Source organism: Micromonospora sp. NPDC005413 (assembly GCF_040606435.1).
Taxonomy (GTDB): Bacteria; Actinomycetota; Actinomycetes; order Mycobacteriales; family Micromonosporaceae; genus Micromonospora.
The window spans coordinates 1-13182 of record NZ_JBEXEV010000006.1 but is presented as its reverse complement, the minus strand read 5'-3'; the positions used below and the strand labels follow the sequence as shown (position 1 = coordinate 13182).

The following is a 13182-nucleotide window of genomic DNA, read 5'->3' as shown; positions in this document are numbered from 1 at the left end:
GTGGTAGCCAGGTTAACAATGACCCTACGATCGCCGGGTGGAGTGGGCAGTGGCGGTCGTGGTGGCCGTGGCGTTGGTGGCCGGGTTGGCCGCCGGTTTCCTGCTGCCCCGGTTCCTGCCGGTGCGGGACGGTCGCTCCACGTCGACGGGGAGCGCGAGCTCCCGCTGGAGCAGGGGGAGGCCCGCGATAGCCGACGAGCAGCAGGCCGGGCTCGGCCGCCGGACGATCGACTCGCTCCGGGCCGGTGTCGTGGTACTGGATGACGACGACGTGCCCGTGCTGATCAACCCGGCCGCCCGCGCGATGGGGCTTCTGCGTACCGGCAGCACGCCCGGCTCGATCGCCGCGCACCCGCTGATCCGAACCCTTGCCGGCCAGGTGCGACGCACCGGGGTGCGGCGTGAGATCGAGCTGGACCTGCCCCGAGGTCGCGACAGCGCGGGGGAGAACCCGCTCGGCGTGCACCTGCGGGCGATGGGCCTCGGCAACGGCTTCATCGCCGTCGAGGCGGTCGACGTGACCGAGTCGCACCGGCTGACCCGTGTGCGACGCGACTTCGTCGCCAACGTGAGCCACGAGCTGAAGACCCCGATCGGGGCGCTTCAACTGCTCGCCGAGGCGCTGCTCGACGCGACCGAGCCGGCCGACGCCGCGGCGCCGGACCTCTCCGAGGACCTGGTGGCCGCCCGCCGGTTCGCCGAACGGATCCAGCACGAGTCGACCCGGCTGGGCCGGCTGGTGCAGGAGTTGCTGGAGTTGACCCGGTTGCAGGGCGCCGAACCGCAGCCGCCAGCGGAGCCGGTCGCGCTGGACTGGGTGATCGCCGAGGTGGTCGACCGGACCCGCACCACGGCCTCCGCCCGGGGTGTCGAAGTGATCGTGGACGGTGAGCGTGGCCTCACCGTGTACGGCAGCGACTCCCAGCTCGCCACGGCGGTGGCGAACCTGGTGGAGAACGCCATCAACTACACGGGCGAGGACACCACGGTGCGGGTCACCCTCCGCGGTGACGACGAGTACGTCGAGATCGCCGTCGCCGACCAGGGCATCGGCATCGCCCCCACCGACGTGGACCGGATCTTCGAGCGGTTCTACCGGGCCGATCAGGCCCGCTCGCGTGCCACCGGCGGCACGGGGCTCGGCCTGGCAATCGTGAAACACATTGCGAGCAACCATGGCGGACGGGTCGAAGTGTCGAGCACTCTTGGTGGCGGATCGACGTTCACCCTCCGGCTGCCCGCCAGTCCACCGGACGACCTGCTGGCGACACTGCCGCCGGTTGGGATCGAGTCCGGTCCGGCTGGGCTACGGCAGGTCTGACAGCAAATGGAAAGGAAATCCCCGTTGAGCCGCGTTCTGGTGGTCGAGGACGAGGAGTCGTTCTCCGACGCCTTGTCGTACATGCTCCGTAAGGAGGGCTTTGAGGTTTCGGTCGCCGCGACCGGCACCGACGCCCTCACCGAGTTCGACCGAACCGGCGCTGACATCGTGCTGCTCGACCTGATGTTGCCCGAGATGTCGGGGACCGAGGTCTGCCGGCAACTGCGGCAGCGGTCGGCCGTGCCGATCATCATGGTCACCGCCCGGGACAGCGAGATCGACAAGGTGGTCGGGCTGGAGATCGGCGCCGACGACTACGTCACCAAGCCGTACTCGCCGCGGGAGCTGGTCGCCCGGATCCGGGCGGTGCTGCGCCGGCAGAGCCCGGAGGTGGCCGACGCGGGCGCCCCGACGCTGTCCGCTGGGCCCGTGCGGATGGACATCGAGCGGCACGTGGTGACCGTCGACGGCGGGGCCGTGCAGCTGCCGTTGAAGGAATTCGAGTTGCTGGAGCTGCTGCTGCGCAATGCGGGCCGGGTGCTCACCCGCGGTCAGCTCATCGACCGGGTCTGGGGTGCCGACTACGTCGGTGACACCAAGACACTGGACGTACACGTCAAGCGGCTGCGCTCCAAGATCGAGCCGGAGCCGTCCGCACCGCGCTTCATCGTCACCGTCCGGGGCCTGGGCTACAAGTTCGAGCCGTGATCGGCGTGCCCGAAGGGGCCTGCGCGCGCGGCGGGACGGGGATAGTGCCCTGCGGCGCCTTTGGAGCTGATGTCACAAACGAGTCAGACGCTGATGTCGTAGACGATTCAGCTCCAAAGGCGTCCCGACCCAGTGCGGCGCGGCGTCCGGCGAGCTAAAGCTCGTCGGCGGGATGCGGGGCGACCAAACCCTGCTTCGTCCGGGCCGCGCACAGCTCGGCCAGTCGCTCGTACGCGGCAGCGCCGATCAGCGCGGTCAGCTCCGGGGAGTACGACAGGTACATCGGCTCGGCGCCGACGTGCGCGTCCGTCGAGGACGTGCACCACCAGTCCAGGTCGTGCCCGCCGGCTCCCCAACCCCGCCGGTCGAACTCCGACAGGGTGGAGACCAGCACCTTGCTGTTGTCCGGCCGCTTGACCCAGTCCTGATCTCGGCGGATCGGCAGCTGCCAGCAGACGTCCGGCTTGTATTCCAACGGGTGCACCCCGTCGCGCAGCGCCTGGGCGTGCAGAGCGCAGCCACCCCCGCCGACGAAGTCGGCGTCGTTGAGGAACACGCACGGGCCCTCGGTGCCCTGGGTGGCGGTGCGGCGGGCCGGGTTCTTGCCGTCGATGGTGTCCTGGTCGGTCCAGTTCTTGAACCCGCGCTGGAAGTGCTGCCAGGTCGACGGGGTGAGCCGCTTGACGGCGTTGCGGACCCGCTTCTCGTCGTCCGAGTCGGTGAAGAACGCCCCGTGCGAGCAGCAACCGTCGGCGGCCCGGCCGGCGATGATGCCGTGGCAGCCCTTGCCGAAGATGCAGGTCCAGCGGGAGAGCAGCCAGGTCAGGTCGGCCCGGATCAGGTGCGTGTCGTCAGCCGGGTCGGTGAACTCGATCCACTCCCGCGGGAAGTCCAGTGGCACCTCGCGGCTGCGCGGGTCGCCCGGGTCGTCCACCAGCACACGGAGCTCCATCGTCACCCGGCCCAGCGTACGCGCGGTGACGTCCGCGGGCCGGCGAGCCGCGCAAACGTGTTGCACCTAGGGTCTTCACCATGCGACTGGGTGTCCTCGACGTCGGATCCAACACGGTGCACCTTCTTGTGGTTGACGCGCACCACGGCGCACACCCGTGGCCGGCGCACTCCGAGAAGGTGGTGCTCCGGCTGGCCGAGCAGATCGGCCCCGACGGCGCGCTGACCGAGGCGGGCGCGGACGGCCTGGTCAAGGCCGTGGGCATGGCCAAGGCGGCGTCCACCGGGCTGGAAGCCGCCGACCTGATCGCGTTCGCCACGTCCGCGGTGCGCGACGCCACCAACGCGGCCGAGGTGCTCGCCCGGGTGCGCGACGAGACCGGCGTACGCCTGGCGGTGCTCTCCGGGGCCGACGAGGCGCGGATGACCTTCCTGGCGGTGCGGCGTTGGTTCGGTTGGTCGGCGGGGCGGTTGCTGGTGCTGGACATCGGCGGGGGCTCGCTGGAGATCGCCGCTGGCATCGACGAGGACCCGGACGTCGCGGTCTCGTTGCCGCTCGGCGCCGGCCGGCTGGCCCGGGAGCGGCTGCGGGTCGATCCGGCCACCGCGGCCCCGCCGTCGGCGGAGGCCGTCGAAAAGCTCCGGGAGTACGTGGACGGCCGGCTGGACAAGGTCGTCGACCAGATGACCGAGGTGGGCTGGGATCGGGCGGTCGCCACCTCGAAGACGTTCCGCACCCTGGCCCGCCTGGCCGGGGCGGCGCCGTCCGGTGCCGGGCTCTGGGTGCGACGCAGCCTGACCCGGGCCGGCCTGCGGCAGGTCATCGGCTTCATCCGGCACATCCCACCGGCCCAGCTGGTGGAGTTGGAGGGGGTCAGTGCGGGCCGGGCCCACCAGTTGCTGGCCGGCGCCGTGGTCGCCGAGGCGGTGATGCGCCGCCTGGATCTGGACTCGCTGGACATCTGCCCGTGGGCGCTGCGGGAGGGGGTCATTCTCCGCCGACTCGATCAACTCGAACCGATCTGACCGGCCCGCCGGTTTCGGCCGATTTGCCAGTGCTCGTCACGATGGCCCCGGCGCTGCCGGGCTACGCTGGCTGATGTGACTTCCCGCGTTCCTGTGCTCCTGTCCACCTCGTCGGTCTTTCCCGAGCCGACCGCGGCGGCGTTCCAACTGGCTGCGGCACTCGGCTACGACGGCGTCGAGGTGATGGTCTGGACCGACGTGGTCAGCCAGGACGCGGGCGCGCTGCGCGGCCTCTCCACGCACTACGGCGTGCCGGTGCTCTCGGTGCACGCGCCCTGCCTGCTGGTCACCCAGCGGGTGTGGAGCCCCGACCCGTGGGAGCGGCTGCGCAAGGCCGCCGAGTTGGCCGAGACGCTGGAGGCGCCGACCGTCGTGGTGCATCCACCGTTCACCTGGCAGCGCGACTACGCCCGCAACTTCGCCGAGGGGTTGGCCACGGTCGCGGACCAGTTCACCGGGCTGCGCTTCGCGGTGGAGAACATGTATCCGGTACGGATGGCGGGCCGGCAGTTCGTCCCGTACGTCCCGGGCTGGGATCCCACCGACACCGGCTACGCGTCGTACACCCTGGATCTGTCGCACTGCGCGGCCTCGCACAGCGACCCCCTGGAGATGGCCGACCGGATGGGCGCCGGGCTGGCGCACGTGCACCTCGGTGACGGCACCGGCGAGGGCCGCGACGAGCACCTGGTGCCCGGGCGCGGCACCCAGCCCTGCGGCGAGCTGCTCTCCTCGCTGGCCGGGCGCGGTTTCACCGGGTCGGTGGCGGTTGAGGTCGCCACCCGGGGCGCGAAGAGTCGCGCGGTGCGCGAGGCGGATCTGCGCGCCGCGCTGGAGTTCGCCCACCAGCACCTGACCACGCCGTCGCCGGTCGACGCCTGACCCGTCCGCCCCCGCGACAGGCCGGCGGCGACGTCAGCTGACCGGCGTGAGCGAGTCGGCGCCCGCGGTCGGCTGCGCGGCGACCGTCACCTGCTCGCCGACCGCCGCCCGCTTGCGGGCCCGGTGCGCCGCCACGTGCGAGCGGGTGGCGCAACGCTCCGAGCAGAACCGCCGGCAGCAGTTGGATGACGTGTCCAGGTAGACGTTGCCGCACCGCTCGTCGGCGCAGACCCCGAACCGGGCGCTGCCGTACTCGCAGAGCCAGACCGACAGCCCCCAGACCGCGCCGGCCAGGTATTCCGCACTGACCGAGGCGCCCCGGCTGGTCACGTGCATGTGCCAGTCACTGGAGTCGTGCCCGGAGATGCGCGGCTGGACCGGGAACGCCTCGAGCAGCGTGTTCAGCTCGGTGACTGCCTGGGCATCGCGCCCCGAGGTGCCGTACTCGAAGACGTCGCGTAACCGCTTCTGCACCCGCCGGAAGATCGCCAAGTCCCGGTCCGCGACCTCGTCGCGCATCCAGGCGTTGTCGTCCGGGAAGAGTGCCCGCAGGTCGTCGAGGTCGTCCAGGCGGGTGTTGACAAGGTCAACGCCGGTCCGGGCGTACGCGTCGAAGTTCACGCCCCCAACGGTAGACGACTCAGGGGGTGCGCGGCGCGTCGATGTAGTGCGGCAGGAACCGGGCGTAGCCGTCGGTGATCAGACTGGCGCTCTCCCGCACTCCCACACCGGCCGACTCACCGTCGACGATCCAGCTGCCCAACACCATCCGATTGCCGGCGAACTGCGGCAACGCCCGGAATTCCTGGTAGCACCAGCCCTCGTCGCCGTAGATCCCCGGGTTGGTGATCTCCTCCTCGGCGGTGACGATGCGCACCGAACCGCCCTCCCGGCCGAGCAGCGGCTTGGCCACGTACTCCGACATGCCGCGCGGTGAGTCGAGGTACGCCGGGAGCAGGTACTCGTGGCCGGGGTACAGCTCCCAGAGGACCGCCAGCAGCGCCTTGTTGGACAGCAGCAGCTTCCAGGCTGGCTCGATCCAGGTGGTCGGGGTGCCCGGAGCGAGCGCCGCCGGCCCGTACGGCTCGGCCAGCATCCACTCCCACGGGTAGAGCTTGAAGCAGGTGGTGACCGGGCGGTCGGCGGCGTCGAGGAAGCGCCGGCCGTCCCAGCCGATCTCCTGGATCGGGAGCAGCTCGACGGTCAGGCCGGCCTGTCGTGCGGTCTCGGCGAGGTAGCCGGCGGTCATGTGGTCCTCGCCCGACTCCTCCTCGTTCGACCAGAGCACGTGCACCCGGGGGTCGTGCAGCCCGGCCCCGATCTTGGCCCAGGCGCCGACCAGCCGCTCGTGCAGGCTGTTCCACTGGTCCAGCTCCGGCCGGGTCTGCTCCAGCCAGTACCACTGGATGATGCTCGCCTCGACCAGCGCGGTGGGGGTGTCCGCGTTGTACTCCAGCATCTTCGGCGGCCAGGTGCCGTCGTACGCCAGGTCGAAGCGCCCGTAGAGGGTGGGTGGCGCCTCGCGCAACGACCGGGCGACCGCGTCGGCCGCCCACGCCGGGATGCCGAACTCGGCGTACCGCCGGTGGGCCACCACGTGCTCGGCGGCGGCCACCGACATCCGGTGCAGTTCCTCGGTGGCCTCCTCCAGCCGCAGCACCTCGTCCAGTTCGAAGGCGTACGCGGCGGTCTCGTCCCAGTACGACATGATCCCGCCGTCGGGCAGCTCGGTGTCGACGTAGACCAGACCCTGCGCCCGGATGGTGGCGTCCCAGTCGGGTCGCGGCGCGACCGTCTCGCGGCGCACGTCAGCCGCCGCAGGCGGCGAGGTGGGTGCCGAACCCGCCGCCCTCCGGCAGGGCCGCCGTGGTCGGTTCCGGTGCGGCGCGGCCGGTGGCCGGCTCGGGGACCCGCATCGCCAGCGCGACCGTGTCACCGCCGCCGACCGGCCCGAGGGCGCAGTCGTCGTCATCGTCGTCGTCCGAGGTCATGTTGCAGCCGGAGAGGGCGAGCGCAAGAGCGGTGAGCGCGCCGAGCTGCACGGAGGCCGACCGGAGCCGGCGGCGGGGGCGTTGGTCCACGGCATCGTTGTAGCCGATCGACGCCACCGCCGCCGCCCCGCCCCCAAGTCAAGGGTGGGCCGGCCGCCCCTCGGCGGGGGTCCTGGCAGGGGCGATACGCTCGGCTCATGCTCCGTTCCGTCATCCTCGCCGCCTCCCGGTCATCCCAGGTCGAGCGGCTCGTCGCGACTGCCCCGTTCACCCGGGACGTCGTCCGCCGGTTCGTCGCCGGCGCTTCCACCGACGACGCGTTGCGCGCGACCCGCGGGCTCGTCGACGACGGTCTCGCGGTCACCCTCGACCACCTCGGTGAGGACACCGTCACTCCCGAGCAGGCCATCGCCACCCGCGATGAATACCTGCGGCTACTGAAGATGCTCGCTGGTGCGGGGCTCACCCCGGCCGCCGAGGTGAGCGTGAAACTCTCCGCTCTCGGCCAGATGTTCGACGAGCAGTTGGCGTACGACAACGCGCGGGCGATCTGCGCGGCGGCCGACGCGGCGGGCACCACGGTCACCCTGGACATGGAGGACCACACCACCACCGACTCGACGCTGGAGGTGCTGGGCAGGCTGCGCAAGGACTTCCCGTCGACGGGGGCCGTGCTCCAGGCGTACCTGCGCCGAACCGAGTCGGACTGCCGGGAGCTCTCCTCGGCCGGGTCGCGGGTGCGGCTGTGCAAGGGCGCCTACAAGGAGCCGGAGTCGGTGGCGTACCAGTCGGCCCGTGAGGTGGACAAGTCCTACGTCCGCTGCATGAACATCCTGATGTCCGGCGACGGCTACCCGATGCTCGCCACCCACGACCCTCGGATGATCGCCATCGGTGAGGACCGGGCCCGCTGGTTCGACCGGGGGCCGGAGCGTTTCGAGTTCCAGATGCTCTACGGCATCCGGCCCGAGGAGCAGGCCCGCCTGGCCGGCGAGGGCTACACGGTGCGCACCTACGTCCCGTACGGCGACGAGTGGTACGGCTACCTGATGCGCCGGCTCGCCGAGCGCCCGGCCAACCTGGTCTTCTTCGGCCGCGCCCTGATCTCCAAGAAGTAACCCGAACCCGGTCGACGGGCCAGCGGTGACCTCTGTGGTCCCGCCGGCCCGTTCGCGTATGCGCTTGACGGAGTTGGCTAATGATATTAGCTTTACGGCTATGACAACTAGCCAGGTGCGGCGGAACGGCGGACACATCGCGTACGAGGTGCACGGGGAGGGCCGGCTGGTCGTCCTCTCGCACGGCATGGGTGAGAACCGGGCGAGCTATCGGCACCTGGTGCCACTGTTGGTCGCGGCCGGCCACCGGGTCGCCTCGGTCGACGTCCGGGGCCACGGGGAGTCCAGCGTCGGCTGGCCCACGTACGCCCCGGCGGAGGTCGGCGCCGACCTGCTGGCCGTGGTCCGCGACCTCGACGGCGGGCCGGCCGTGCTGGTCGGCAGCTCATCCAGCGCGGCGGCGGTGGTCTTCGCCGCGACCGACGCGCCCGAGCTGGTCGCGGGCATCGTGCAGATCGGCGCGTTCGTCGGTGCGGCGAAGCTCAACCCGCTGATGCGGATGGCGCTGGCGGCCGTGCTCCGCAGCCCTCGACTGTTCGGGATGTTCCACAAGACGCTCTTCCCCGTGCACCGGCCCGCCGACGACGCGGCGTACCGCCGGTCGATGGTGGCAAAGCTGCGCGAGCCCGGCCGGATGGCCGCGTTGCGCGGCGTGCAGGTGCCGGTCGAGCCGCACTGGACCGCCCGCGCCCCGCAGGTCCGGCAGCCCGTGCTGGTGCTGATGGGCGCCAAGGACCCGGACTTCCCCGACCCGGGTGCCGAGGCGCGAGCCGCCCGCCGCCTCTTCCGCACCGCGGAGGCCCGGATGATCGAGGAGTCCGGCCACTACCCCCACGCCGATCGGCCGCGGCGCACCGCCGACGAGCTGCTCGGTTTCCTGGCGGTGTGTACCGGTGCCTAGGGTCGGCCTCAACCAGCAGACCGTCGTGCGGGAAGCGGCCCGGCTGGCCGACGAGGTCGGCTACCAGCAACTCACCCTGGCCGCGCTCGCCGGCCGGCTCGGCGTGGCGCTGCCCAGCCTCTACAAGCACGTGCGGGGGGCGGACGCGTTGGCCCAGAAGCTCTCCGCTCTGGTCACCGCCGAGCTGGCCACCGAGCTGACCGCCGCCGCCGCTGGCCGGGCCGGCGGCGACGCGCTCCGGGCGATGGCCGACGCCTACCGTGACTACGCCCACCGGCACCCCGGCCGCTACCCGGCCACCCAGCAGGTGCCCGACCCGACCGACCCGGAGCACGTCGAGGCGGGCGAGCGCGCGGTCGGTGCCATCTTCGCGGTGCTGCGCGGGTACGAGCTCACCGGGGAAGACGCGGTGGACGCCACCCGGGCGCTGCGCAGCGCCCTGCACGGCTTCGTCTCCCTGGAGGCCGCGGGTGGCTTCGGCCTGCCCCGCGAGGTCGACCGCTCGTACCATCAGCTGGTCGCCAGCATGGACATCTCGCTCCGCTCCTGGCCGGCCTCCGACAGGTGATCCGGCCGGTCGGGCCGGGCGGCCCGGGGCGGCCTCGCCGCATCCACCGATTGGTCGTACCCTTCGGCGGGTGACTGACGGGGTGCAGCAGCCAGCAGTGCGGCGGCTCTGGCCGCTGTGGACGGTGCTCGTGGTGGTCGTCCTGCTGCTGGGCTGCGGCCTGCCCGCGCTGCTCGTCGTGGGGGTGATCCGGGAGAGCGGTGCCCAGCCCACGGTCAGCCGGGTCGGCGTCGCAGCGGCCGACGACCCGGCCACCGCGGTCGCCCGAGGGCTGGCCGACCGGATGACCGCCCAGCTCCACCGGCAGTCCGCGGCGCTGCTCGGCGGCGATCGCGCCGGTTTCCTCGCCATCGCCGACCCAGCCGCGCACGCCGACCTGCGCCGACGCTTCGCCGCACTGCGCGAGCTCAAGGTGACCGGCTGGCGAGCCGAGCCGAGCGGTCTGCCCGCGCCGATCATCGGCAAGCCCGGCGAGTGGCGTCTTCTGGTGCGCTTCCAGTACTGCTTCGTCACACCGAACTGCCGGCCCAGTCCGGTGCTGATCGGCACCCGCTGGCGGGAGAACGGCGACCAGCCCCGGTTGGTCGCCATGGAGGAATCCAAGTCGGTGGAGACCGGCACCCGACCGTGGGAGATCAGCGACCTGGCCGTCGCGATCGGCGAGCGGACCATCGTCGCCACCACCCCGGCGCTGCGCGGCAAACTGCCCGGCCTGCTCGCCCAGGCCGAGGCGGCGGCCAAGGTCGCCGACGGGTACGCGGTAGCCGGATCGCGGCCGGACCGCTACCGGATCTTCTACGCCGGCCGCACCGAGTGGCAACGCTGGTACGGCGGCGAGCGACCAGAATGGACCGGCGGTTACGCGGTGACCGTGGGCGGCGGGCACCACGAGGTGGTCCTCAACGCCGAAGGGCTCTCCAGCAGCGGCACCGATGACCTGCTCCGGCACGAGTTGACCCACGCGGCCTCCCTGCCGGAGCGCGGCTACCCGGGCAAGGACACCTGGTGGCTGGTGGAAGGGCTGGCCGAGTTCGCCGGTGCCGGCGGCCAGGCGGTCGACCGGTACGAGGGGATCGCCGAGGTGCGGAAACTGGTCCGGGGCGGCTGGAACGGCCAGTTGGAGGGCATCAACCCCGCCGATGACGCCTCCGCCGAACGTGTCGGCGGCAGCTACGGCATCGGCTACCTGGCCGTCCGGCACCTCGTCGACCGGTACGGGCCGCTGCGGTTGCTCACCTTCTTCAAGACCGTGGTGCACGATCGCAGGACCCTCGACGCGGCCGCGGAGAAGGCGTTCGGCGAGCAGTGGTCGACGCTGCACGACGAATGCGTCGCGTACATCCGGGCCGCCGCCAGTTGAGGGTGGAACCCGTCGAGATCTTGGACACGGTCAAATTCATCAAATGTGGTTGATGTAACTGTTCTCGTCCCATGGTGGTTGTGGTACACCGCTCGTAGCATCGAGCGGTGCGCCGCCCTCAGTCGCCGCGGCTCGTCAGCGCCACGCGGCCCCGCCTGCTCGTCGCCCTGACCGCCGTCGCCGTCCTCACCGGCACCACCGCCGCCTCGTGCGGTGACGACGAGCCGCCTGTCGCGCTCGCCTCAGCCGCCCGCAACCCCGTCAGCGAGGTGCTCGACGCGCCGGCGACGGTGACTGCCCGTGCTGCCGCCACCCTGACCGCTCCCGCCGACGGCACCCTGGCGGGCCTGCGCGTCCAACCTGGACAGGCCGTGAAGCGCGGCCAGATTCTCGCCGTGGTCGACTCACCCTCCGCCCAGCAGCGGCTCCGTCAGGCGAAGGAGGCGCTGACCGCCGCGAAGCGCGCCGGCCGAGGCATCGGAACGGGCAGCCTGACCAGCAGCCGGCGCGGCACCGACAAGGCCGCCGACGAGGCATTCGACGCCGCCCGGAAGGCCGCCGAGAAGATCGCCGACCCGCAGCTCCGGGACGCGCTGCTGACCCAGGTGACGTCCGCACAGCGGCAGTACGCCGCCGCCGCGCGCAGCGCCGACCAGGCCGTCCGCGCGGTGCAGCGGGGGATCAACGGGCTGAGCTCGGCCGTCGGCGCGCTCTCGGCGGCGCAACGGCTACAGGCCCAGCAGGCGTACGACCTGGCGAAGGCGACCGTCGACGCGCTGACCCTGCGCGCCCCGATCGCCGGGGTGGTGCAGCCGGGTGGCACCCGGGCCGGCGGCGGCCCGACCGGTGGCCTCGCCGGGCTGCTGGAGCAGGCCGGTGGCGCCCAGGCGGCCGGCATCGACCCGTCCGTGCTGGCCCCCAGCCAGGGCGGGCCGCCCGCCGGGGTGGACGACGCGGTCGCGGTCGGTGGCCAGGTCACCGCGGGCACACCGGTGCTGACCGTGGTGGACACCGGGCAGTTGGGGCTGCTCGCCGAGGTGGACGAGACCGACGTGCTGCTGGTCAAGGCCGGCGTGACCGCCACGGTCGAGCTGGACGCCGTCACCGGTGCCACCTACGACGCCACGGTCCGCTCGGTGGACGTGCTGCCCACCAGCTCTGCCCAGGGCGGGGTCACCTACCGGGTACGCCTCGCACTGGGCGCCGGGAAGCTGGCCGAGGACGAGCCGGCCCCGACCCCCCGGCCGGGCATGAACGCGATCGTGCACCTGCGCGTACGCGAGGCCGCCGACGCGGTGACCGTCCCCGCCTCGGCGGTGTTCTCCGCCGACGGCCGGGACGCGGTCTGGGTGGTCCGCGACGGCAAGGCCGGCCGGGCGGCGGTGACGGTGGGCGTCCAAGGGTCGGATCTGGTGCAGATCCTCAACGGTGTCCAACCCGGCGACCGGATCGTGGTCCGAGGCACCGACCAGGTGCGCGACGGCCAGGAGGTGCGGTGACCGGCACCCCGCCGGCGATCGAGGCGGTGGAGGTGTCCCGGACGTACCAGCTGGACGGGGTGTCCGTCGAGGCGTTACGTGGGGTGTCGCTGGTCGTGCAACCGGGCGACTACGTTGCCCTGGTCGGCCCGTCCGGCTCGGGTAAATCCACCCTCATGCACCTCCTCGGTGGGCTGGACCGGCCCACCGGTGGCCGGTTGGTGATCGGCGGGCGGGACGTCAGCACCCTTGCCCCGCCGGAGATGGCCACCCTGCGCAACGAGACGATCGGCTTCGTGTTCCAGGCGTTCCACCTGCTGCCGCGTACCTCGGCGGTGGAGAACGTGGCCCTGCCGCTGGTCTACCGGGGCGTGCCGGCCCGGCAGCGCCGGGAGCGGGCGGCGGCGATGCTGGGCCGGGTCGGCCTCGGGCATCGGCTGGACCACCGACCCAACCAGATGTCCGGCGGTGAGCAGCAGCGGGTCGCCATTGCCCGCGCGCTGGTCACCGAGCCGACGGTGCTGCTGGCCGACGAGCCCACCGGCAACCTGGACAGCGTCACCGGCACGGCGGTGCTGGAGCTGCTGGAGCAGTTGAACGCGGAGTCGGGGGTGGCGCTGGTGATGGTCACCCACGACCAGGAGGTGGCCGCCCGGGCCCAGCGTCGGATCACGATGCGCGACGGCGTGGTCGTGGCGGACAGCGACGAGTCTCATGATCGACCGCTGTCCGTTGATCACGGTCGACCTGCGACACTGGTCCCCGCTCCCAGCGCGGAGCCCCGGTCCGCGTCCGGAAGCGGCCCGGGGCACCCGTCCGGTGTGATCTCCGCCGTCGGGCCGGACGTCGACCCGGCGCTGATCGGACGCCGGGTCATC

General features: G+C 72.2%; 14 protein-coding genes. 10 read left to right on the top strand and 4 right to left on the bottom strand.

Annotated features, from left to right (window positions below; all coding sequences use genetic code 11):
* Positions 1-37 precede the first annotated feature (37 nt).
* Entirely contained in the window at positions 38-1321 is a 1284-nt protein-coding gene (locus ABZS37_RS10175) for an ATP-binding protein (RefSeq protein WP_355167496.1), read from the top strand.
* Between the two features lie 24 nt (positions 1322-1345).
* Positions 1346-2029 (top strand): response regulator transcription factor, encoded by a 684-nt coding sequence (locus ABZS37_RS10170; protein WP_354994406.1) that lies wholly within the window; start codon positions 1346-1348, stop codon positions 2027-2029.
* 154 nt (positions 2030-2183) lie between these two features.
* On the opposite strand, the gene ABZS37_RS10165 is transcribed toward ABZS37_RS10170, so the two are convergent.
* Complete coding sequence (locus ABZS37_RS10165) at positions 2184-2981, bottom strand: hypothetical protein (RefSeq protein WP_355167803.1); 798 nt, start codon at positions 2979-2981, stop codon at positions 2184-2186.
* A gap of 80 nt (positions 2982-3061) precedes the next feature.
* Here ABZS37_RS10165 and ABZS37_RS10160 point away from each other — a divergent pair, with 80 nt between their 5' ends.
* Both ABZS37_RS10160 and ABZS37_RS10155 read left to right on the top strand, forming a co-directional pair.
* Positions 3062-4006 (top strand): Ppx/GppA phosphatase family protein, encoded by a 945-nt coding sequence (locus ABZS37_RS10160; RefSeq protein ID WP_355167494.1) that lies wholly within the window; start codon positions 3062-3064, stop codon positions 4004-4006.
* A 75-nt stretch (positions 4007-4081) separates the two neighbouring features.
* The gene (locus ABZS37_RS10155) at positions 4082-4888 is read left to right on the top strand and encodes a sugar phosphate isomerase/epimerase (RefSeq protein WP_355167492.1); all 807 of its coding nucleotides are present in this window, start codon (positions 4082-4084) and stop codon (positions 4886-4888) included.
* A gap of 33 nt (positions 4889-4921) precedes the next feature.
* On the opposite strand, the gene ABZS37_RS10150 is transcribed toward ABZS37_RS10155, so the two are convergent.
* Genes ABZS37_RS10150 through ABZS37_RS10140 form a run of 3 tightly spaced genes read right to left on the bottom strand, consistent with a single transcriptional unit; the run spans position 4922 to position 6969 of the window.
* Positions 4922-5509 (bottom strand): CGNR zinc finger domain-containing protein, encoded by a 588-nt coding sequence (locus ABZS37_RS10150; RefSeq protein WP_355167490.1) that lies wholly within the window; start codon positions 5507-5509, stop codon positions 4922-4924.
* Positions 5510-5528: 19 nt separating this feature from the next.
* Positions 5529-6695, bottom strand: a complete 1167-nt coding sequence (locus tag ABZS37_RS10145) for a glutathionylspermidine synthase family protein (RefSeq protein WP_355167488.1) — start codon at positions 6693-6695, stop codon at positions 5529-5531.
* Between the two features lies 1 nt (position 6696).
* Complete coding sequence (locus ABZS37_RS10140) at positions 6697-6969, bottom strand: hypothetical protein (protein WP_355167486.1); 273 nt, start codon at positions 6967-6969, stop codon at positions 6697-6699.
* Positions 6970-7076: 107 nt separating this feature from the next.
* Between ABZS37_RS10140 and ABZS37_RS10135 the strand changes: the two genes are divergently transcribed.
* From ABZS37_RS10135 to ABZS37_RS10110, 6 genes are all read left to right on the top strand, one after another.
* On the top strand, positions 7077-7997 hold the full coding sequence (locus ABZS37_RS10135) for a proline dehydrogenase family protein (protein ID WP_355167484.1): 921 nt from the start codon (positions 7077-7079) through the stop codon (positions 7995-7997).
* 100 nt (positions 7998-8097) lie between these two features.
* Positions 8098-8898: an alpha/beta hydrolase gene (locus ABZS37_RS10130; RefSeq protein ID WP_355167482.1), complete on the top strand. Its 801-nt coding sequence runs from the start codon at positions 8098-8100 to the stop codon at positions 8896-8898.
* Positions 8891-9466 carry a WHG domain-containing protein gene (locus ABZS37_RS10125; protein ID WP_355167480.1) on the top strand — a complete coding sequence of 192 codons (576 nt, stop codon included), beginning with the start codon at positions 8891-8893 and terminating at the stop codon, positions 9464-9466. The genes ABZS37_RS10130 and ABZS37_RS10125 overlap by 8 nt, the downstream gene beginning before the upstream one ends.
* A 70-nt stretch (positions 9467-9536) precedes the next feature.
* On the top strand, positions 9537-10826 hold the full coding sequence (locus tag ABZS37_RS10120) for a hypothetical protein (RefSeq protein ID WP_355167478.1): 1290 nt from the start codon (positions 9537-9539) through the stop codon (positions 10824-10826).
* Between the two features lie 107 nt (positions 10827-10933).
* Complete coding sequence (locus ABZS37_RS10115) at positions 10934-12325, top strand: efflux RND transporter periplasmic adaptor subunit (RefSeq protein WP_355167476.1); 1392 nt, start codon at positions 10934-10936, stop codon at positions 12323-12325.
* A partial coding sequence (locus tag ABZS37_RS10110) for an ABC transporter ATP-binding protein (protein ID WP_355167474.1) occupies positions 12322-13182 on the top strand: 861 nt, incomplete at its 3' end. The genes ABZS37_RS10115 and ABZS37_RS10110, both read left to right, overlap by 4 nt.